Origin of the sequence: Xanthomonas euvesicatoria pv. euvesicatoria (assembly GCF_020880415.1) — a bacterium.
GTDB classification, from domain to species: domain Bacteria; phylum Pseudomonadota; class Gammaproteobacteria; order Xanthomonadales; family Xanthomonadaceae; genus Xanthomonas; species Xanthomonas euvesicatoria.
Genome location: NZ_JAJIUJ010000115.1, coordinates 15,294 through 37,063 on the forward strand (window position 1 = coordinate 15,294; position 21,770 = coordinate 37,063).

The 21,770-nt window shown below is 65.6% G+C and carries 15 protein-coding genes and 1 riboswitch; of the genes, 6 read left to right on the top strand and 9 right to left on the bottom strand.

The window, feature by feature from the left end; translation table 11 throughout:
* Positions 1 to 8: 8 nt before the first annotated feature.
* From LN450_RS20220 to LN450_RS20235, 4 genes are all read right to left on the bottom strand, one after another.
* Complete coding sequence (locus LN450_RS20220) at positions 9 to 1,964, bottom strand: AsmA family protein (RefSeq protein ID WP_041855077.1); 1,956 nt, start codon at positions 1,962 to 1,964, stop codon at positions 9 to 11.
* Between the two features lie 58 nt (positions 1,965 to 2,022).
* On the bottom strand, positions 2,023 to 2,667 hold the full coding sequence (gene trhA, locus LN450_RS20225; protein ID WP_008572085.1) for a PAQR family membrane homeostasis protein TrhA: 645 nt from the start codon (positions 2,665 to 2,667) through the stop codon (positions 2,023 to 2,025).
* Between the two features lie 75 nt (positions 2,668 to 2,742).
* Positions 2,743 to 4,347 carry a peptide chain release factor 3 gene (locus LN450_RS20230; protein ID WP_011348200.1) on the bottom strand — a complete coding sequence of 535 codons (1,605 nt, stop codon included), beginning with the start codon at positions 4,345 to 4,347 and terminating at the stop codon, positions 2,743 to 2,745.
* A gap of 138 nt (positions 4,348 to 4,485) precedes the next feature.
* Complete coding sequence (locus LN450_RS20235; RefSeq protein ID WP_011348199.1) at positions 4,486 to 5,391, bottom strand: M23 family metallopeptidase; 906 nt, start codon at positions 5,389 to 5,391, stop codon at positions 4,486 to 4,488.
* 127 nt (positions 5,392 to 5,518) lie between these two features.
* A riboswitch (SAM riboswitch) is annotated at positions 5,519 to 5,639 on the top strand.
* A 69-nt stretch (positions 5,640 to 5,708) separates the two neighbouring features.
* Here LN450_RS20235 and metX point away from each other — a divergent pair.
* From metX to LN450_RS20250, 3 genes are read left to right on the top strand one after another with little or no spacing between them, the layout of a single operon-like run.
* A complete protein-coding gene (gene metX, locus LN450_RS20240) occupies positions 5,709 to 6,740 on the top strand; it encodes a homoserine O-succinyltransferase MetX (RefSeq protein WP_011348198.1) in 1,032 nt (343 codons plus the stop codon).
* Positions 6,737 to 7,954: an O-succinylhomoserine (thiol)-lyase gene (locus LN450_RS20245; RefSeq protein WP_008575294.1), complete on the top strand. Its 1,218-nt coding sequence runs from the start codon at positions 6,737 to 6,739 to the stop codon at positions 7,952 to 7,954. The genes metX and LN450_RS20245 overlap by 4 nt, the downstream gene beginning before the upstream one ends.
* Positions 7,951 to 9,039, top strand: coding sequence for a homoserine dehydrogenase family protein (locus LN450_RS20250; RefSeq protein ID WP_011348197.1), 1,089 nt, complete (start codon positions 7,951 to 7,953; stop codon positions 9,037 to 9,039). The genes LN450_RS20245 and LN450_RS20250 overlap by 4 nt, the downstream gene beginning before the upstream one ends.
* A 152-nt stretch (positions 9,040 to 9,191) precedes the next feature.
* Here LN450_RS20250 and LN450_RS20255 read toward each other — a convergent pair whose 3' ends face one another.
* Positions 9,192 to 10,199, bottom strand: a complete 1,008-nt coding sequence (locus tag LN450_RS20255) for an alpha/beta fold hydrolase (RefSeq protein ID WP_039416471.1) — start codon at positions 10,197 to 10,199, stop codon at positions 9,192 to 9,194.
* Positions 10,200 to 10,535: 336 nt separating this feature from the next.
* Positions 10,536 to 11,918: an L-serine ammonia-lyase gene (locus LN450_RS20260; protein ID WP_011348195.1), complete on the bottom strand. Its 1,383-nt coding sequence runs from the start codon at positions 11,916 to 11,918 to the stop codon at positions 10,536 to 10,538.
* An 87-nt stretch (positions 11,919 to 12,005) separates the two neighbouring features.
* Between LN450_RS20260 and LN450_RS20265 the strand changes: the two genes are divergently transcribed.
* Positions 12,006 to 12,245: a glutaredoxin family protein gene (locus tag LN450_RS20265; protein ID WP_041855076.1), complete on the top strand. Its 240-nt coding sequence runs from the start codon at positions 12,006 to 12,008 to the stop codon at positions 12,243 to 12,245.
* Between the two features lie 146 nt (positions 12,246 to 12,391).
* Here LN450_RS20265 and LN450_RS20270 read toward each other — a convergent pair whose 3' ends face one another.
* From LN450_RS20270 to LN450_RS20280, 3 genes are read right to left on the bottom strand one after another with little or no spacing between them, the layout of a single operon-like run.
* Positions 12,392 to 12,961 (bottom strand): YceI family protein, encoded by a 570-nt coding sequence (locus LN450_RS20270; protein WP_011348193.1) that lies wholly within the window; start codon positions 12,959 to 12,961, stop codon positions 12,392 to 12,394.
* A gap of 9 nt (positions 12,962 to 12,970) precedes the next feature.
* Positions 12,971 to 13,534: a cytochrome b gene (locus tag LN450_RS20275; RefSeq protein ID WP_011348192.1), complete on the bottom strand. Its 564-nt coding sequence runs from the start codon at positions 13,532 to 13,534 to the stop codon at positions 12,971 to 12,973.
* The gene (locus LN450_RS20280; protein ID WP_011348191.1) at positions 13,531 to 14,193 is read right to left on the bottom strand and encodes a YceI family protein; all 663 of its coding nucleotides are present in this window, start codon (positions 14,191 to 14,193) and stop codon (positions 13,531 to 13,533) included. The genes LN450_RS20275 and LN450_RS20280 overlap by 4 nt, the downstream gene beginning before the upstream one ends.
* Positions 14,194 to 14,289: 96 nt before the next feature.
* On the opposite strand from LN450_RS20280, the gene LN450_RS20285 reads away from it, so the two are divergent.
* Together LN450_RS20285 and LN450_RS20290 are read left to right on the top strand one after the other, a co-directional pair.
* Positions 14,290 to 17,865 (top strand): hybrid sensor histidine kinase/response regulator, encoded by a 3,576-nt coding sequence (locus LN450_RS20285; protein ID WP_011348190.1) that lies wholly within the window; start codon positions 14,290 to 14,292, stop codon positions 17,863 to 17,865.
* A gap of 301 nt (positions 17,866 to 18,166) precedes the next feature.
* On the top strand, positions 18,167 to 21,694 hold the full coding sequence (locus LN450_RS20290; protein WP_041855075.1) for a sensor histidine kinase: 3,528 nt from the start codon (positions 18,167 to 18,169) through the stop codon (positions 21,692 to 21,694).
* Positions 21,695 to 21,770: the final 76 nt, after the last annotated feature.

A 21,770-nucleotide genomic window follows, 5' to 3' on the forward strand; every position in this document is an offset into this window, starting at 1 on the left:
GCGTTGCCTTACTGCGCGTACTTGCCGCCGCAATCGCTGTCCTTGCCAGGGCCTGGTTCGAAGGTCGCAAGCAGGGCCGCCGGCGGTGCGATGCTGCCGAGCGCGACCGCGATCGCGCCGCGCACGCCTAGCGCCTTGAAGTCGGGGCGGAAGCTTGGGTCCTTGAAGGTGCCGCCGATCCGCAGCGGCGAGCGCAGGCTGAGGATGCTGCGATCTTTCGGGCGCGGACGCAGCAGCAGATCGAGCGTTTCGTTCTTGAGGCTGATGTTGCCTTCGCCGACGATGATGGTGTCGGTGCTATCGAAGGCCAGTGCCCGCGACTGCATCAGCCCGTCCTGCACGCCGAAGTCGCCGAAGATGCAGCGCACGGGGATCTGCCGGTCCTTGGTGAGCAGGTATTTCAGCGATTCTGCGATGTCCAGGCCAGCCAGCTCCATGATCAGGTTGCCGACATGGCCGCGGCCCATGCCGACGCCGATGCTGCCATCGGCGCTGCCGAGCATCGCGGCGATGGAGTTGCCGCGGCCACGCAGATCCAGCTCGCCGCCGATCGCACCCGAGGCCTGCTTGGCGAGCGCGGCATCGGGAAACAGCTGATCCAGACGAATGCCGCGAATGCTGGCCTTCAGTTGGGTGGTGATGACTGCATTGCGCGCATCCATGCCGATGGTGGAGCGGATGTCGCCGCCGGCAACGCCGAAGTTCAATGGGTCCAACCGCAGCAAGCCGTCTTTCAAAGTCAGCGCGGCATCCATGTCGTCCAGTGGCCAGGACGGCGCGTTGATGCGCTGCGCACGCCAACGGACCTGGGCATCCATCGCACGTAACTTGGACAAGTCGTAAGGCGTTGCCGGTAGAACGCGATGGCTGGCGGCAAGCTGCGCGGCCTGCCTTTTCTGCTCGGCGTTTGCCGATTCGTTGGTTCCGGTCTTTGGGGGCGCGCCGACGAACCCGGCCAGATCGTCGAAATCCAGCCGCTTGGACGCCAGGTCTGCGCGCAGGAACGGGCGCTTGTTGCGCAGGTCGATCTCTGCAGTGCCGGAAAGATCGCTGTCACCGGCAGTGCCGGTGAACTTTTCATAGCGCCAGACATCGCCGTCGCGGCGCAGGCGGCCGTCCAGCTTGTAAGGCGGCGTGGAGGGCATCGCGACGCCGATCAGCGGGTACAGGTCTTCCATATCCTGCCCGCTGAGCGCCATCTGCAGGTCGAACACCCGGAACTGAAACGTATTGGTCAAGGTGCCGCGCACGTGCGTCCGCGTGGCGCCGGCGCTGCCGCGCAGATCGATGCGGAAGGGGTGTTCGGTCTGGCTCAATTCCAGTGGCGAGGCGGTATTGCCCTTGAGCGAGAACGGGTAGCCTTTCCAGCGACCCTTGCCATCGATGCCGATCGGCGCAGCGCGCTGGTCGCTGCTGGGCGGCGCCAGGCTGTTGATCGCCACATCCACGTCCGAGCGGCTGGCATCGTCGATATATTGCAGCCGCCCGTTGTTCACCAACAGGCGGCCCAGGCGCGGCATGCTGCCGTCGCCATCGCTCTGGTCGAAGACCCAGTTACCCGGATGGCTGTCGTTGCCGGCTTCCAGCAACAGGGTGGGGTGCTCCAGCCGGATCTCCGGCAGCCGCAGACTGCCGCGCAGCAATGGCCAGAATTCGACATCGATCTCGGCCGCGTTCATTTCTGCCATCGCGCCGCGCTTGGACCAAGGCGCATTGCCCAAGCTCAATCGCTCGCCGCGCACCGTGGTGATACGGCCCAGATCGACATCCAGATGGCCCAGATGAAATTCGCGCCCGGTCTTCGCGCTGACCGCGCGTTCGACCGGCCCGCGTAACCAGTTCCAGTCGAACAGCAGGACGAAGATCGTTATGAGGACAGCAACGATGCCGAGCCCGATCCACCAGCGGCGACGGCGCGAGACGCGGGCGGGCGAATGAGCGGGAGAGGAGGGCACGTTGTTCACGTGCGCAATGGTTGGCGATGGCTCGTGCACGGCGCGCGAACGCGCTGTCGGTCACAGATCACATCACCTGCGCGGTCACCGCAACGAAGTGGCAAGCGCTACCGGCGAGCACGAACAGGTGCCAGATGGCGTGGAAGTAACGCTGGGTGTCGCGCTGATAGAAATACGTGCCCAAGGTGTAGAAGAGCCCGCCAGCCAGCAGCCAGCACAGCGACCAGGTGTCGACAGAGCGCAGCAGCGGCTCAATGGCCACGATGATCAGCCAGCCCATCGCCAGATACAGCACCGTCGAGAGCAATCGAAAGCGACCGGTAAAAAACAGTTTGAAGATCACCCCGGCGGCGGCGATCGTCCAGATGGCGGCGAATAATCCCCAGCCCCAGGGGCCGCGCAGATTGATCAACGTAAACGGTGTGTAGGTGCCGGCGATCAGCAGATAGATCGCGCAATGATCGAGCACCTGCAGGCGCGCCTTGGCGCCCGGATGCGGAATGGCATGGAACAGCGTGGAGGCGACGTAGAGCAATACCAGCGTAGCACTGAACACGATGGCGGTGGCCAGTTGCCAGCCATCGCCATAGATGGCGGCCAGCGTGATCAGCACCGAACCACCGGCCAGTGCGGCAACCGCACCCAGGCCGTGCGTGACGGCACTGGCGATTTCGTCGCGCAGGTCGGTCGAGGGGGAGGCGTCTGCGTTCATGCCAAAAAGGTACCGCAATTGCGAGCAATTCGCATCGCCAGCGGTACCGCACGCTTGCCGCAGGTCATGTGCAGGTCAATCGATTGCCTTGACATGCGCATGTTCGCGGGTGGCCGAAAAGCGCACATCCGGTGCGCGTTCCTGTGCCAGCTGCAGATTCACGCGAGTCGGTGCCAGGTACACCAGCTGGCCGGCCGCGTCGATGCCCAGGTTGCCGGCATTTTTTTCGCGAAATTCTTCCAGCTTCTTGGCATTGTCGCAGTGCACCCAGCGTGCAGTGGTGACGCTCACCGGCTCGAAGATCGCATCCACGCCGTATTCGTCCTTGAGCCGGTACGCGACCACGTCGAACTGCAATACACCGACCGCCCCCAGGATCAGGTCGTTGCTCATCAACGGGCGGAAGAATTGCGTGGCGCCCTCTTCGGACAGCTGCGCCAGGCCCTTCTGCAATTGCTTGAGCTTGAGCGGATCGCGCAGGCGCGCGCGGCGGAACAGTTCCGGCGCGAAGTTGGGAATGCCGGTGAACGACAGCGATTCGCCTTCGGTAAAGGTATCGCCGATGGAAATGGTGCCGTGGTTATGGATGCCGATGACATCGCCCGGCCACGCTTCTGCGGCGATCTCGCGATCGGACGCCATGAAGGTCAGTGCATTGGCCAATTTGACGTCCTTGCCGCTGCGCACATGCAGCGTCTTCATGCCGGCAGTGAACTTGCCAGAGCACACGCGCATGAAGGCCACGCGGTCGCGATGCTGCGGATCCATGTTGGCCTGAATCTTGAACACGAAGCCGCTCAATTTGGCTTCGGTCGGCTCCACGCGGCGGCCGGTGGTCTCGCGCGCCTGCGGCGGCGGTGCGTGTTCGACGAAGAAATCCAGCAACGGTTGCACACCGAAATTGTTGACGCCCGAACCGAAGAACACCGGGGTCTGCTGGCCGGCGCGGTACGCGTCAAGATCGAACGGGTTGCTGGCACCTTGCACCAGTTCCAGCTCCTCGCGCAGCTCGGCCAGCATCTGCTCGCCGATCTTTTCGACCAGGCCGGGCGCCTCCAGCGAGGGGAAGATGGTGGAATCCTGACGGGTGAAATTGCGCCCCTGTTCGTACAGATGCACTTCGCCGGAAATCAGGTGCACCACGCCCTTGAGGCGCTGGCCCATGCCGATCGGCCAGGTGACCGGCGCGCACTGGATGCCGAGCACGGTTTCCACTTCATCCAGCAAATCGATCGGGTTCTTGCCCTCGCGATCGAGCTTGTTGATGAAGGTCATGATGGGCGTGTCGCGCAGCCGGCAGACTTCCATCAGTTTGATGGTGCGTTCTTCCACGCCCTTGGCCACGTCGATGACCATCAGCGCCGAGTCCACCGCGGTGAGCACGCGGTAGGTATCCTCGCCGAAGTCGGCGTGGCCGGGCGTGTCGAGCAGGTTGACGATCTTGCCCTCGTACGGGAACTGCATCACCGAGGAGGTCACCGAGATGCCGCGCTCTTTTTCCAGCGCCATCCAGTCCGAGGTGGCATGGCGTGCGGCCTTGCGGCCCTTCACCGAGCCGGCCATCTGGATCGCGCCGCCGAACAGCAACAGCTTTTCGGTCAGCGTGGTCTTGCCGGCATCTGGATGGGAAATGATGGCGAAGGTGCGCCGGCGCGCGGCTTCGTTGGAGACTTCGGACATGGGCGGGGCGCGCGCCCGGTCGGACGCCTGCGGAAACTGAGGAAGCCGACGATTATAGCGGCTTCGCTGCGGCACGCTTTTGCGGCAGGGGTTGGGCTCGGCGATTTGGGCGGCGGACGTCGGTCGAGCCTGCGCCGGTCAGGGCGCCGGCGAGGGAAACCGCAGCTCGCCCTGCGGGCCGAGCATGCGGAACGGCAACGAGAGCAACTGCATGCCGGCATTGTGCTGGATTGCAAAATGCAGATGCGGCGCGGTGCTGAAGCCGGTATTGCCTGAGGCACCAAGCCGTTCGCCGGTGCGCACCGCCTGGCCAGGTCGCACCGCCACGCCGTCGGGCGCCAAGTGGGCGTACAGGGCCATGCTGCCGTCGGCATGCAGGACGCGCACCAGGTTGCCGCCGCCAGCGGCGGGGTCGCTTGGGGTGCTGTCGAGGACATCGCGCTGCACTTCCATGACCACGCCCTCGCGCGCTGCCAGCACCGGCGTGCCCTGCGGCATGGCGAAGTCCACCGCATACCAGTTGGGCGGATCGGCGTGGCTGAACTGCCCGCCAAAGCCCTGCGCCACCTGCACCGGCACGTTGTGGAATGGCAATTGATAGCGCACAGGCTGCGGGGCGGCCCTCGGATCGCCCGGCACCACCTCAAGCGTGAGGCCGAAACCGCCCAGGGTGCGCTGATTGCTGGCTGGATACAGCCGGGTCACGAGGCGGCGCTCGTGGGCGGCCAACTCGAGCGTCAGCGGTAATTGCGGCACGGCGCGGTAATCCTCGCTGGGCGGTGCGCTCAGGCGCAGTTGCGCAGGCCCGGCCAGTGGATTGGTGACCCAGGCCAGATACACCGGTGCCTGCCATTCCAGTTGCAGCGAGGCGCCAGTGCCTGTGGCTGTCGTCGCGGGTTGTGCGCCAGGTGCCTGGGGCGAGTGCTTTGCAGCGCCGGGCCAGTGCCAAGGCTGTTGTGCGTGTGCCGCAGGTACCCAGGCCGGCAGCAGGACGCATGCCGCGATCAGGGCGGGCAGGGCAGTACGAGACACGTGGTAGGGCACGCCATCGACTCGAGCAAGGGGGCGCAAGTATGCGGCCCAGCATCGACCCGAGTGGTAACGGATGAAAATATATCTTTCCATCCGTATGAAGAGATTGACATCGCAAAATTCCGGTGGCATCTTAGCCTCACCATCGAGACCGGCGGAGGGACAGGCCCTTTGATGCCGGGGCAGCCAGCGGAGCGCGCAAGCGTCCGCGTTTGGTGCCAAATCCTGCGGGGACCTCCGCGTCCGCCGAAAGATGGTTCGAATCGTGCCTTGCGCACGTCGAACGCGAGCTCCGCGAAGCTCGATGGCCGATCCACCTGGATACCGCCATGAGCCTCGTGAACACAGCATCGCCGTCTACCAACGATTTCGTTGACACCCCCGCCAGCAGCGACGACGGCATCACTGCCGTGCGCGGCGAACGCGTCATCGCCCTGCCGATGCGCCATGCCGGCATGCGCGAGCTGCGGCTTCGCTATGAACTGATCGGCGCGGCCAATGCGCCGGTGGTGTTCGTGGCCGGCGGGATTTCCGCGCACCGCCATCTGGCCGCCAGCGACCTGTTCCCCGAAAAGGGCTGGGTGGATGGGCTGGTCGGCGATGGCCGCGCACTGGATCCTGCCGCGCGTCGCCTGCTGGCATTCGACTTTCTCGGTGCCGACGGCAACCTGGACGCGCCGATCGATACCGCCGATCAGGCCGATGCGATTGCCGCCTTGCTGGACGCGCTGGGCATCGGACGCTTGCATGGCTTTGTCGGCTATTCCTACGGTGCGCTGGTGGGATTGCAATTTGCAATTCGCCATGCGGCCCGTGTCGGCACCCTGGTCGCGGTGAGCGGCGCGCACCGCGCGCATCCGTATGCGGCGGCCTGGCGTGCCCTGCAGCGCCGCGCGGTAGCGCTGGGCCAGCTGCAGTGCGCGGAGCAGCATGGCCTGGCGCTGGCGCGTCAGTTCGCCATGCTCAGCTACCGCACGCCGGAAGAATTCAGCGAGCGCTTCGATGCGCCGCCGGAGGTCATCAACGGCCGCGTGCGTGTGGCCGCCGAGGACTATCTGGACGCCGCCGGTGCGCAGTACGTGGCGCGCACGCCGGTGAACGCGTATCTGCGCCTGTCCGAATCGATCGACCTGCATCGCATCGACCCCGCGCAAGTGCGCGTGCCCACCGTGGTGGTGGCGGTGGAGGGCGACCGCCTGGTGCCGCTGGCCGACATGGTCAGCCTGGTCGAAGGCCTCGGCCCGCGCGGCAGCCTGCGCGTGTTGCGCTCGCCGTATGGGCACGACGCCTTCCTGAAAGAAATCGATCGCATCGACGCAATCCTCACTACCGCCCTTCGCAGCACCGGAGAAACCGCATGAGCTTTCGTGACCCCACCGACGCCCCCTGTACTGCTGCCACCGCCGCCGTGCGTGCCGGTATCGATCGCGACACCGCCTACGGGGCAGTGACCCCGCCGATCGTGCTGTCGTCGAATTTCTCGTTCGATGGTTTCGGCAACAAGCGCCAGTACGACTACACCCGCAGCGGCAATCCGACCCGCGACCTGTTAGGCGAAGCGCTGGCCGAATTGGAAGGCGGCGCGGGCGGCGTGATCACCTCCACCGGCATGGGCGCGATCAATCTGGTGCTCAACGCGGTGCTGCAACCCGGCGATACGCTGGTGGTGCCGCACGATGCGTACGGCGGCAGCTGGCGCCTGTTCAATGCATTGGCCAAGAAAGGCCACTTCGCGCTGATCACCGCGGATCTGACCGATCCGCGTTCGCTGGCCGACGCATTGGCGCAGTCGCCCAAGCTGGTGCTGATCGAAACCCCGTCCAATCCGCTGCTGCGCATCACCGATCTGCGCTTTGTCATCGAAGCTGCAAGGAAGGTCGGCGCATTGACGGTGGTGGACAACACCTTCCTGTCTCCGGCGCTGCAGAAGCCGCTGGATTTCGGTGCCGATCTGGTTCTGCACTCCACCACCAAGTACATCAACGGCCATAGCGATGTGGTGGGCGGTGCGGTGGTGGCACGCGATGCCCAACTGCATCAGCAACTGGTGTGGTGGGCCAATGCGTTGGGCCTGACCGGCTCGCCGTTCGATGCCTTCCTTACCTTGCGCGGTCTGCGCACGCTGGATGCCCGGCTGCGCGTGCATCAGGAAAACGCCGATGCGATCGCTGCATTGCTGGACGGGCATGCGGCGGTGAATCGGGTGTATTTCCCGGGGCTGGCCTCGCATCCGGGCCATGCACTGGCCGCGCGTCAGCAGAAGGGCTTCGGGGCGATGATGAGTTTCGAACTGGAAGGCGGCGAAGCGGCCGTGCGTGCGTTCGTCGATGGCTTGCGTTACTTCACCCTGGCCGAATCGTTGGGCGGAGTGGAAAGCCTGATCGCGCATCCGGCCTCGATGACGCATGCGGCAATGACCGCCGAAGCGCGTGCGGCAGCCGGTATTTCCGATGGCTTGCTGCGCTTGTCGATCGGGATCGAATCGGCCGACGATCTGCTGATCGATCTGCGCGCCGGCCTGGCCCGTGCCGAAGCGACCCTGACCGCCGCCAGCCGCAAACAGGTCGACGCGTGAGCAATGTCCTGCCCGTTTCGCGCCGCGCTCCGGTCGCTGCAGTGACGCCCACACCGCGCCTAGCCTTGCTGGGGACCGGCACCGTGGGGCGCGCGTTCGTGACGCGCTACACCGCGCTGCAGCAGCGCCAACTGCGCTTGCCGCGCTTCGATTGGCTGGCCAATTCGCGTGTTGCGCAGGATTGTGGCGTCAGCGCCGAGCAGGCCCTGCAGCACGCCAATGCGGCGCCGCGCTGGCAAACGCTCTTGCAGCCCTGGGCGGAAACCACCGCACTGCGTGCCGGCGATGTACTGGTGGATGCGACTGCCAGCGATGTCGTGGCCGATTGGCATGTCGAATGGTTGCAGCGCGGTGTGCATGTGGTCACCGCCAACAAACTGGGCCAGGGCACCGCGTTGTCGCGTGCGCAGGCGCTGCATGCGGCCCGCCATGCCAGCGGCGCGTATTACGGCGACAGCGCCACTGTGGGCGCCGGGCTACCGGTGTTGAGCAGCGTGCGCGCCTTGGTCGCCGGTGGGGATCGCATTCATTCGATCGAAGGCGTGTTGTCCGGATCGTTGGCGTGGCTGTTTCATCGCTACGACGGCAGTGGCGCGTTTTCCGCCTGCGTGCGCGAAGCGATGGCGGCTGGTTATACCGAGCCGGATCCACGCATCGATCTCTCTGGCGAGGATGTGCGGCGCAAGCTGCTGATCCTGGCGCGTGCCGCGGGGTGGCAACTGGAGGCCGAGCAGGTGCATGTGGAATCGCTGGTGCCTGCCGTCATTGCCAAGGCGCCGCTTGCTGAACTGGATGCGCAGTTGGGCGCGCTGGATGCGGTGGTGGGCGCGCGGTGGCAACAGGCGCGTGCGGCAGGGCGTTGCCTGCGCTTTGTCGGCCGTGTGGACGCGCATGGTGCAAGCGTGGGATTGCGTGAGCTGGCGCTGGACCACCCCCTGGCCGGCGGTGCCGGGACCGACAACCGCGTGGCGATCAGCAGTGACCGCTATCGCGCGCAGCCGCTGCTGATCCAGGGCCCGGGCGCGGGCGCCGAGGTGACTGCAGCGGCGTTGCTGGATGACGTGTTGCGGATCGTGGCCGGCTGATGGCGCGACCGAGCTGACGCCGGTGCGTTGCCGTGCGCCTTGCGGCACTGGAGTGTGCGATCTGCCCATCGGTGCTGGCTGCAGCCGGTTTCGACCGGCCGCGGTGAAGATAAGAGGGCGACCGACCGTTGCCCTCCCATAGATCCACAGCATTACGGCGCGATCGCCTTCAACAGCGCAGCATTGAAGCTGGCCGGGTCCTGCACCTGTGGCGAATGGCCCAGATCGGCGAACTCGATCAGTTTCGCATTCGGAATCGCGGCTGCCGCGCGCTTGCCCAGCTTGGTGTAATCGCCCACGCGTGCCTTGACCTCGGGCGGTGCGGTGTCCTTGCCGATGGCGGTGCGGTCCTTGAGGCCGATGAACAGCGTGGTCGGCACCGCAAGTTTGGGCAGCTCGTAGACCACCGGTTGGTTGAAGACCATGTCGTAGGTCAACGCCTGATTCCACGCCACGGCCTGCTTGCCCTTGCCCAGCGACATACCGGCCTGCATGCGCGCCCAGCGTTCGAATGCCGGCTTCCATTGACCGGCGTAGTACACGTCCATCTGGTACTTCTTGATCCGTTCGAAGCTGGTCTTCAGCTCGTTGTCGTACCACGCATCCACGCTGCGCCAGGGGACGCCTTCGGCCTTCCAGTCTTCCAGCCCGATGGGGTCCACCAGCGCCAGATGCTCGGTGGATTGCGGGTACATCAGCGCATAGCGAATGGCCAGCATGCCGCCCATCGAATGGCCGACCACCACCGCACGTTCGATGCCGAGCGTCTTCAACAACGCATGCGTATTGTCTGCCAGTTGCGCGAACGAAAACTGATAGGCGGCCGGCTTGCTGGACTTGCAGAAACCGATCTGGTCTGGCGCGATGACGCGGTAGCCGGCCTTGCTTAGCGCGGCGATGCTGTCTTCCCAGGTGGCGGCGCAGAAGTTCTTGCCATGCAACAGGACCGCAGTGTGGCCATTGGGTGTGCCGGTTGGCGCAACATCCAGATAGGCCATTTCCAGCGGCTGCTGTTGCGAGGTGAATGCATAAGTCTTGACTGGATGTGGGTAGTCGAAGCCTTCCAGCCGCGCGCCATAACTGGCTTCCTGCGCCAGGAGCGGACTACTGGCCAGGGCGAGCATGAGGGTGCAAACACGCTTTCGCATCGTGATCTCCATCCAAATCCAGGCCCTGACGGTACAGCGGCGAATGTGGTGGGAACGTACAGCCGGGTGACGGTTGTCGGGCGCTGCAGGCGCGTTGCTGACGATGACTGGCGACCCGGCTCCGATGCGTGCGCCGATCTCTATTGCCCTCATCCGCGCTTCGCGCACCTTCTCCCGCGTGCGGGAGCGGGGCAGCGCGTTCCCCGCGGCTGGTGCGTCCCCTCATCTGCATTTCGCGCATCTTCTTCCTGCGTGCACGAGAACGGCAGTGCAAGGGCATGCATCCGTGGAGCGGGTTTTTTCGTCGCTGCGCGCGCTGGGTTGAGCAGCACTCCGCCTACGATTGGCTCAGCATTCGATGACGTTCACCGCCAGCCCGCCGCGGCTGGTTTCCTTGTACTTGTCCTGCATGTCGCGGCCGGTGTCGCGCATAGTCTTGATGACCTTGTCCAGCGAGACCTTGTGCTTGCCGTCGCCACGCATGGCCATGCGGCTGGCGTTGATGGCCTTCACCGCGCCCATGGCGTTGCGTTCGATGCACGGAATCTGCACCAGCCCGCCGATCGGATCGCAGGTCAGGCCCAGGTTGTGTTCCATGCCGATTTCCGCAGCGTTTTCGATCTGCCCGGGGTTGCCGCCGAGTGCGGCAACCAGGCCGCCGGCGGCCATCGAGCAGGCCACGCCCACTTCGCCCTGGCAGCCGACTTCGGCACCGGAAATCGAGGCGTTTTCTTTGTAGAGAATGCCGATGGCCGCTGCGGTGAGCAGGAAATCGAAGATGCGTTGTTCGGATGCGCCTGCGCAGAAGCGGTCGAAATAATGCAGCACCGCCGGAATGATGCCGGCCGCGCCGTTGGTCGGCGCGGTGACCACGCGGCCGCCGGCGGCGTTTTCTTCGTTGACGGCCAGTGCGTACAGGTTGACCCAATCCAGCGTGGTCAACGGGTCGCGCATGGCCGCCTCCGGCTTGGAGGACAGTTCGCGGTACAGCGCTGGTGCGCGGCGGGAGACATTCAGGCCGCCCGGTAGCGTGCCTTCTTCGCGGATGCCGCGCTTCACGCAGGACTGCATTGCATTCCACAGTTCGCGCAGGCCCGCACGGATCTCCTCTTCGCTGCGCCAGCTCTTTTCGTTCTCGAACATCAGCGCGGCAATGCTCAGGCCGCTGCGCGCGCACTGCGCCAGCAGTTCGTCGCCGCTGAGGAACGGGTAGGGCAGCGGCGTTTCGTCGGCCACGATGCGGTCGTCTGCGGCGTCATCCTGATTGACCACGAAGCCGCCGCCGACCGAATAGTAATCGCGTGTGGCGATGACGGCTTCATCGGCATCGTAGGCGGTAAAGCGCATGCCGTTGGTGTGGTACGGCAGCTTCTGCCGCTTGTTCATCGGCAGGTCGCGCTTTTCGTCGAAGACGATGGCGTGCTGGCCCATCAAGGTGATGCGCTTGCTGGTACGAATGCGCTCCAGCGTGGCGGGGATGATGTCCGGGTCGATCAGGTTGGGGCGGTGGCCCTCCAGCCCGAGCAGCACCGCCTTGTCGGTGCCATGGCCGCGGCCGGTCAGGGCGAGCGAGCCGAAGACTTCGGCGCGGATGCGCACCACGTCCTGCAGGCGCCCGGCATCGAGCAGCCAGCGATGCACGAAGCGCTCGGCGGCGCGCATCGGCCCCACGGTGTGGGAGGAACTCGGGCCGATACCGATCTTGAACAGGTCGAACGTGCTGACAGCCATGCGTGCCGGAGAGGTGAGCGTAAAGGCGGCTATTCTAGTCGTTCGGCGCTTGCGGCACGGCTGCAGCGCAGCATGAGAGCCCGGCCGATGCCCCTGACCCTGTACCAGCGCGACGATTGCCACCTGTGCGACCAGGCCTTGGAAGTGCTGGCGCAGGCGCGTGCAGGCGATTTCGACAGCGCGTTCATCGACGACGACGCGGCGCTTGAGGTCGTTTACGGCGCGCGCGTGCCGGTGCTGCGCGATGCGCGTGGACGCGAGCTGGATTGGCCGTTCGATCGCGTGCGCTTGCGTGCATGGCTGGACGACGACGTCGCCGAGCGGTAGGAGCGGCACGACAACGCGCCGGCTCCGCAATCTATTGCAGCCGGTGAGCACCGGCTCGCTGTTCCACGCCATGTGGGCACAAAAAAGCGGCGGACCCGACGAGTAGTCCGCCGCTCAGTGGCTGCGTCCGGTTGCAGCCTGTGGCGTTACTTCGCCTTCAACACGACCTTGGTGCTGATCGCGGTTTCGTTGGGAATGGTCTTGGTGTCGGCCCAGTCGCCGCCGCCCACGCCAAAGTCCAGCCGCTTGACGACGGCCTTGCCGGACAGCACCGGCTGCGCGCCGGGCGTCCAGGTAAAGGTCAGCGTCACCGGCTTGCTGACACCGCGCAGTTCCAAGGTGCCATCGGCAGCGTACTGGTTGCCGCCCAGGGCGCGGAACTTGTCGGCGCGGTAGCGCGCAGTGGCGAACTTGGCGACATTGAAGAAATCCGGACCCTGCAGGGTGGAATCGCGATCGTTGTTGCCGCTGACCGCGCTGGCCAGTGGGATGCGCACGTCGAGCTTGGCCCCGGCAAGGTTGGCCGGATCGAAACTCAGCGTGGTGTCGAAGCCGGGGAACTTGCCGGTGAACACTTCACCGTCGTACTTGCTGGCAAATACCAGGCTGGAGCCGGGCGCCTGCACGTAATCGGCGGCCAGCACCGGCGCGGCGGCGAACGTGGCCACCAGCGAGGCCGCGACCAGCATCGGAGAGACAAACAACTTGGACGACATGGGAAATCCTTATGGTTTGGGAGCCAGCCAGCCACGCGGCAACATCCGCGCCAGGGTGGCGTCGCGCTGGAACAGGTGGTGGTAAAACGCAGCGCCGGCATGCGCCAATACCACGGCAATCAGCAACCAGAAACCCCATTCGTGGACGAAGTGCGCAATGGCGCGCAATTGTTCGTCCGGGGGGCTGAGCTTGGGCACATTGAACAGGCCGAACCAGCGAAACGGCCGCAGGCCGCTGGTGGAGTCGTACAACCAGCCCGACAGCGGCATGGCGAAGATCATGGCGTACAGCAGCCAGTGGGTGAACCCGGCGATGCGCTCCTGCCAGCGCGGCGTACCGGCCACCGGCGGCGGTGCGCCGGCGTAGATGCGCCACCCAAGCCGCACGATCACCAAGGCCAGGACAGTCAGCCCCACCGATTTGTGCGCCGTGTACACCCAGAAGTATTTCGGGGTCTTGGGCAGCTCGCCCATGGTCAGGCCGACGATGCCCAGCACCAGGATCAGCAGTGCGATCAACCAGTGCAGGGTCTGGCTCACACCGCCCCAGCGCTCGAGGTTCTTCGTGCTCATGTGCCCGATTCCTGGGTGGCGGCGGCGTCCGCAGGCGTGGGTGCGGCTTGCGGCTCGTGGGTCTCGTCGTCGGCGCGCCCTTCGCGCACGGCTTCGGCTTCGATGCGCAACTCCACGCTGTCGCCGATCATCGATTTCCAGGCATCAATCCCGAACTCGGAACGGCTCAGCGTGGCGGTGGCGGAGAAACCGGCCGTACGGCGGAACGGCGGGAGCGGATGGCGCTTGAGCGCGTTGAGGGTGACGTCCAGGGTAACCGGGCGGGTGACCCCGTGCAGGGTCAGGTTACCGCTGACCTTGGCGTGGTTTTCGCCGCTGGCCTCGACGTGCGTGGAGACGAAATGCGCGTCGGGAAAGCGCTCGGCGTCGAGTAGGTTGCGTGCCAGGGTGGCCTGGTTCCACTTGGCATCGCCCAGGTCTGCGCGGTGCAGCGGCACGGTGACATCCAGCCGGGCGGCGGCCCAGTCGTCCGGGTCGAAGACCAAGGTGCCGCTACTTCCGGAAACGGTGCCCAATGCCTTGGAAAAGCCGGCATGTTCCACCGCGAACAACACCCGGGTATGCACCGGATCCAGCGCATACCGCACAGGCGCAGCGGTGGCGGCGAGGCTGGTTGCAACCAGGGCAGAGGACACCAATAGGCGGGCGAGGATTGTCATGGGCGGATTCTAGACATATCCCGGCAACGCGCGCTCGGCTTGCGCTCGCAACGATCCGTTGCGAGCATGCCGGCTGGACGAGGAAAGGATTCCCCCATGCGTGTACTCATCGTGGTGCTGGCCGTGCTGTTGGCGATCTGGCCGTGCGCGGCAAAGATTCCGGAAGTGCCACGCTTTCGGATCGTGGGACCCAGCGAAGGATTGCCTTCGACGATGGTGGTTGCCATCAGCCAGGATCGCGCCGGCTATCTATGGCTTGGAACGCTCGACGGTCTGGTGCGGTACGACGGCGCGGGCTTCAGGACCTGGCGGCACGATCCGGCCGACCCCGGGTCGTTGCCCTGCAACGCGGTGCAGGCATTGCATATCGATGCGCTGGACCGGGTCTGGGTGGGCTGCGGCAAGACGCTGAGCGTGCTGGATGCCGGCCGCAGGCGCTTTGTTCACTATCGCGCTGCAGACTATCCATTGCTGAAGGACGGCGAGATCTTCAGCATCGCCGCATTCGATGGCGGCATCTGGGCCGGCACCACCACCGGTGCGCTGGTGCGCATCGGTGCCGACGGAGGAATGTCGTCGGTGAACCTGGGCGGGATCGAAGGCGCGCTGGATCACGCCATGGTCATGAACCTGGCGGTGGACAACCAGCACCGCCTGTGGATCGGCACCAGCAATGGCCTGGCCTATTACGACGGCACGCAACTGCACCGCCAATACGTCGCGGACGAGCCAAACCGGGAAGCGGCCATCTTCGGTTTGCAGTGGGCCGGGGACCGTTTGTGGCTGGGAAGCGAATCGGGATTGCACGTGCTGCGCGCCGACGGTCGCTGGCAGCCGCTTGCCTGGTCAACGATGTTCGGCAACGGTAATGAGTTCTGGGGCGCAGTCGCGACGCCGGATGGCGAATTCTGGCTGGGCAGCGGACGTGGTCTTTGGCGCACGCGCGGAGAGCGTCCACCGGTGCCCGCCCTGAGCGGGGAGGGGCCGCTGTCGCGTCGTAACGTGATCGGCTTGATGGGGGCGGCCGATGGCGGCCTATGGGTGCCCATGCATGGCACCGGGCTTGGGTATCTGCCAGCCGACTGGAAACGCAGTGCCGTGCTCAAGCCCGCGGTGCCGATGGGCGATGCGATCTATTGCAACCTGGCGCCTGCCAAGCGCTCAGGGGGCTTATGGCAGGTCGATGCGCAGGGGCGTCTGTTGCGCGTGGATCCGAGCACCGGCGATTCGTTCCAGACAGGCCTGCAGTCGCCGCAGCTCAAAGGGATGGAGTTGGTGTCGGCATTGGAAGATCGCCTGCAACGGGTGTGGCTGGGGAATTTGACCTTTGGCCTTTCGCGGATGGACCTGCGTACCGGTGACTTCGTGCACTGGCCGTCCGATGGGCCCGAGCCGTCGTCGGCGTTGTCGGCGCCGGAATGGATCATGGAGCATGGCGACACCGTCTGGATGGCCTTCATCGACATGGTGCAGCAGCGCGATCTACGCACCGGCAAGGTCTTGCAGCGGATGACCCAACAAGGCCTGCATGGCCTACGCGCGATCGACATCCAACAACTGGACCAGGGCCCCGACGGACGCGTCTGGGTGGCCGGCGAGGGCGGCATGTTCGCATGGGACGACGCGACAAGCCGCTTCGTGCCGGTGGCAGGGCTTGAGGGGACGCCGATCCAGGCATTCGCCAGCCAGTCTGCGGACACACTTTGGGTATATCGCGCCTCCGGTGCAGAGCAGTGGCAAAAGCGCGCCGCCGGCTGGAAGCGCGTGCGTCAGGTAGGCGAAGCGGATGGACTGAGCGGGTTCGATGCCTCTGCCATGCAGATCGACCCGCGTGGCCGGGTCTGGATTTCCAGTCTGCGCGGGCTTTGGCGGATCGATCCCTCAGTGCATCCGGCGCGGGTCCGCAATATCGGCACGCGCGATGGCCTCACCAGTCAGGAGTTCATCCAGCATTGCCTGTTGACCTCGGGCGACACCTTGATCGGGGCAACCAGCGATGGCTCTACCGTGCTGCTGGATACCGCAATGCCGGACGTTGCACCGTTCGTGCCGGCACTGCAATTGGAACACGTCAGCGTGCTGCGCAATGGCGCACGCATCGCCTTGCCGATGGACCGCCCGTTCCAGCTGGGCCCGGAGGACCGCCAGCTGCAGATCGTCAGCCGCCTGCTGTCTTACAGCGACCCGCTGTCCAATCGGTATCGCAGCTTCCTGAAAGGCTTCGATACGGACTGGCAGACCATAGGCAACACCGGCATCCGCGAATTCGCCAGCCTGCCTGCCGGCAACTACGCGCTTGCGCTGCAGGGCATCGACCCGCTGGGCAATCGCTCGCAGGTACGTTCGCTGCAGTTTTCGGTCAGGCCGCCCTGGTGGCGTAGCGAGATCGGGATTGCGGCGATTGGGTTTTCCGGATTGCTGTTGAGCGCCTTGCTGGCCGCCGCATATCGGCGACGTATTCGCATGCGCGCGCAATGGCAGCTGGCGCAACACAAGCGCGAGTTGGCCGAGCAGGCATCGCTGGCCAAGACGCGCTTTCTGGCAACGTTGGGTCACGAGGTGCGCACGCCGATGACCGGTGTGCTGGGCATGAGCGAGTTGCTGCTGCAGACCCCATTGGATGGCCGTCAGCAAGGCTATGCAAGCGCGATCCAGCTGGCCGGCAAGCACCTGCTGCGTCTGGTCAACGATGCACTGGATCTGGCCCGGATCGAAGCGGGCAAATTGCCGCTGGATTACCGCGATTTCGATCTGCGCCAGTTGGTCGGCCAGGTGGTGGAACTAGTGCGCCCGAGTGCCGAGCAGAAGCAGCTGGCCTTCCAGTGCGAGCTCGACGAGGCATTGCCACCGGCATTGCATGGCGATGCCAGTCGCGTGCAGCAGATCCTGCTGAATCTGCTGTTCAATGCGGTCAAGTTCACCGAGCGCGGTAGCGTGCACCTGCGCCTTACCACGTTGCCGCAGTACACCCGGCAGGGTCTGCGCGTGGAAGTGCGCGACACCGGGCCGGGCATGAGCGCCGAGCAGCGCGGACGGCTGTTCCAGCGGTTTGAACAGGCCGAAGGCGCGCTCACGCTGGCACGGCACGGCGGCAGTGGGCTGGGGCTGGCGATCTGCCGCGAACTTGCCGCGGCGATGGGCGGCGCGGTGACGGTCACCAGTGAATTGGGGCAGGGCGCGTGTTTTGTGGTCGAGCTGCCGTTGCACTGGGTGTCCACCTTGCCTGCGGTCACGCTGCCTGCAGTGCGCGCTCCGTCGCTGCGTGAGCAAGCGCCGTTGCAGCTGCTGCTGGTCGAGGACGATGCGACCGTGGCGCAGGTGATCGTGGGCCTGCTGCAGACGCGTGGGCATCACGTCACGCATGTGCTGCATGGTCTTGCCGCGCTGGCAGAGGTGAGCACGCGCAGTTTCGATGCGGGATTGTGCGATCTGGATCTTCCCGGCCTCGATGGTGCGGCGCTGGTGGCGCAGTTGCGCGCGCGCGGTGTGCGCTTCCCGATCGTGGCCGTGACCGCACGTGCCGACACGGATGCCGAACCGCAGGCGATGGCCGCCGGCTGCAATGGCTTTCTGCGCAAACCGGTCACGGGCGATTTGCTGGCGCAGGCCTTGGCGCGGGTGCTTGCCGATGTCGATGATGGCCAGCGCGATCGCGAGGCCGGCGACGCGTAGGTCCAGGTGCAAGCCAGGCGAGGACGCGACAGCAGCCTCGCGCCGGCGCTGTCTTGGTTCCATGGCAGACAGCAAACCGGCAGTGCGTTCGCCACGACCAGTGCCATGCGCAGCAGATACCTGCTGCACTGGCCGGCCAAGCATTTGGTCGCATGCCGGGTCAGTCGCAGCGGGCAGCAGAACGGCAACTCGGCCAGGGAGCGAGCCAGTTCCTGGGACCAAGAACTGCGGCGTAGCGGGTAAAGTGCAGTCCCAACAAGGAACGCCGGGCGCACACGCGGCGATGGGGACACGGATGACGATGAAGAACGTGCTGATGTCGGTGCTGGCCGTGCTCTTGCTGCTGAGCGGGCTGGATGCGGCGGCGGTGAATCAGATCGAGACCCCGCGCATGCGCCGCTTCGGTAGTGCCGAAGGCCTGCCTTCGCGCATGGTGCTGGCCTTGGCCCAGGATCGGCAAGGCTATGTCTGGGCGGCGACCAGCGATGGCCTTGCGCGCTATGACGGCATCGGTTTGCAGGTATGGCAGCACGATCCGCATGTCGCCAGTTCGATTCCGGGCAACGAAGTGGAAACGCTGTTGGTCGATGATCGCGACCGGATATGGGTTGGCATCAACGGCTCGCCACCGAGCATGCTGGATGCGGCGCGCTCGGCGTTTACGACATTTCCCGACGTTGGCAGCGCATGCGATGGGCAGGTCTGGGCACTGGCCCAGGCACAAGATGCGATCTGGGTAGGAACCAGCAGCGCCGGGCTGTGCCGGCGCGAAGAAAATGGTCGGGTGACGGCGTTCCGTGCCACACCGTATGCGGCGGACGGACTGCCCAGCAACACCATCATGAGCCTGCTGACCGATGCGCGCGGCCGGCTATGGATCGGCACCGACAGCGGGTTGGTGATGCGCGACGGCGAGCGCTTCGTGCGCATCGCGCCAGACCGACTGAGCACGACGGTTTTCAAGCTCAGCAAGGATGCCGACGGTACGGTGTGGGTCGGGACCAGCAATGGCTTGTACAGGGTGACGCCTGCTGGTGCGCTGGAACGCGCGCCCTGGAGCGGGGCCGATGCCCTGCGTGCCGCGACCGTGGTACACGATGTGCACGGTGGCTACTGGATTGGTGCAGCCGACGGATTTTTCCGGGTGGCGCCGGGAGAAACCGCGCTGCGCCTGATGGAAGGCGATCGCGGCAGCGGCTTCCTCACCGCACATAGCGGCGTGCTCGATGTGATGCAGGACCGGCAGGGCGGGCTATGGCTCGGACTGATTTCGCAGGGCGTGGCGTATTTGCCGCCGGACTGGCGGCGGTTCTCCACCATTTTCCAGACCCAGGGCAAGCCGCTGGAGAGCCTGTATCTGGTCAACGCTGTGGCCGATGGCGACAGCTTTCTGGTGACGACCGGCGAAGGCGTCTACCGGCTCGGCAATGACGGTGAGCTGGTGCCGGTCCTGCATAGCGACGCATTGGGCGGCGGCACCGTGCAGTCGGTGCTGCCGGCCGGCGGCGGCAGTTTGTGGATCGCGCTGCGCGATGGCGTGACGCGCTATACCCCGGAGACCGGCCAGCAGCAGAAGCTCGCAATGCAGATCGGTGTTTCCGCAACGCATCGGGTGGAACTGATGACACCCGGCATCGATGGCGAATTCTGGGTTTCGATCGTGGAAGGTGGCGTACAGCGACGTGCCGCGGATGGACGGCTGCTGGCCACGTTCCGCTTCGGCACCGATCTCAGTGAAGTCGGCGGCATGGTGCAGCAACTGACGGTGCGGCCGGATGGCACCGCCTGGGTCGCAGCCGGGGATGGTGTGTGGGTCTGGCAGGGCGAACGCTTTCGCGCAGTGATCGAGGACGCCAATCATGAAGTCTATGCGCTGGCCTTCGTGTCGCCGCGCGAGTTCTGGGTTGGGCGTTCCGGTGCGCTGGAACGTTACGGCTGGGACGGGCGGCAGGCGCGCCTGCTGGAGCGGGTCGGGCACGAACACGGCCTGCCTCCTACCGAGATACGCGGCCTGGCGCTGGGCGGCGACGACACGGTCTGGGCCACCACCTCGCGGGGCCTGTACGCCTACAGGCGCGGCCAGCCGCAGGTCCGCCGGTTCGGTCCACGCGACGGCCTGCCAGATAGCGAGTTTTCGATGCGTCCGCCGGCGATTGGTCCCAACGGCCAGGTGCTGGCGCTGACGACCAGCGGCATCGTGTTGTTCGATCCGTCGCGGCCATTTGCGCCTGCGCCGCTGGCCCGCCTGGTGATCGAATCGGTGCAGGTGCGGCGCAACGATGCCGAGCGCCCGCAGACGGTTGCCCACAACGCGCCGGTGATCCTGCAGGCGCGCGATCGCGATCTGCGCATCAGCGCACGGCTGTTGTCGTTTGTCGATCCGGCCTCCGCGCATTACCGCTACCGTGTCAATGGCTACGACGAACGCTGGGTGGAGCAGGGTGCCAGCGGCGAGCGCGTGATCTCGCGATTGCCGCCTGGCGACTACCGCATCGAGGTCCAGGCGCGTGCCGGCGATGGCGATTGGGTCGCTGCGCCGGTGTTGCAACTGGAGGTGCGGCCGCCGTGGTGGTTGAGCACGGCCGCGCAGTTGGCGGCGGCAGCGCTCTGCATGCTGCTGCTGTACTTAAGTGTTTGGGCCTGGCGAAAGCGCGTGCGGCGGCAGCAGGAGTGGGTGCTGACACAGCAGCGGCAACAGCTGGCCGAGCAGGCATCGATCGCCAAATCGCATTTCCTGGCGACGCTTGGCCACGAAGTGCGTACACCCATGACCGGCGTGCTGGGCATGAGCGAGTTGCTGCTGGCCACGCCGCTGAATGCCAAGCAGCGCGGGTATGTCGATGCGATCTGCAAGGCCGGCACGCATCTGCTGCGCTTGGTCAACGATGCACTGGATCTGGCACGCATCGAGGCCGGCAAGCTGGAGTTGGTACAGCAGCCCTTCGATCCCGCGCAGCTCACCCAGGAACTGGCCGATTTCATGCATCCCATCGCTGACGCGCGCGGCCTGCGCTTGGAGTACCGCAATCAGCTTCCCCCGCATGTGGTGGTCGTGGGCGATGCAACGCGGGTGCGTCAGATCCTGATCAACCTGCTGGGCAATGCGATCAAGTTTGCCGAACGCGGCGAGGTGTCGCTCACCGTCAGCCAGCACGGCGATGCCCTGCGCTTCAAGGTGCGCGATACGGGTCCTGGCATCGGGTCGGAACAGCAGAAGCGACTGTTCCAGCGCTTCGAACAAGGCGAGGGCGCGCGCACCAGTTCGCGCTACGGCGGCAGCGGGCTTGGGCTGGCGATCTGCCAGGAACTCACCGTGGCGATGAAGGGCCGAATCCGCGTGCGCAGCCGGCTTGGCGTCGGCACCCAGTTCACCGTGGATCTGCCCTTGCCGATCGACCGCTCCGGCACACGTATCGCCACCGGCCAGGTGCAGGTGCCTGCAGGCGAGCCGCTGCGCATCCTGCTGGTGGAAGACGACCCGACCGTGGCGGAGGTGATCAGCGGCTTGTTGACCAATCGAGGTCACCGCGTGGTGCATGCCGCGCATGGGCTGGCTGCATTGTCGGAAACGGTGGATGGCAGGTTCGACATCGCGCTGCTGGATCTGGATCTCCCCGGGCTGGACGGCTTTGCCCTGGCATCGCAGCTGCGCCAGCTTGGCCATCGCTTCCCGCTGCTGGCAGTCACGGCACGCGCTGACAGCGCCGCGCAGACCCAGGCCAAGGCCGCAGGTTTCGACGGATTCCTGCGCAAACCGGTCACTGCCGATCTGCTGGTGGAAGCGATTACGGCTGCGCGCGCAGCCGCCGGCATGCAGGCCGCGACCTAGCGTGGGTGCACGGCCCCGATGCGTTGACGATGCCGGTGCTCATCGGGCATCGCATCGCGTAAAGACGGCCGTACGA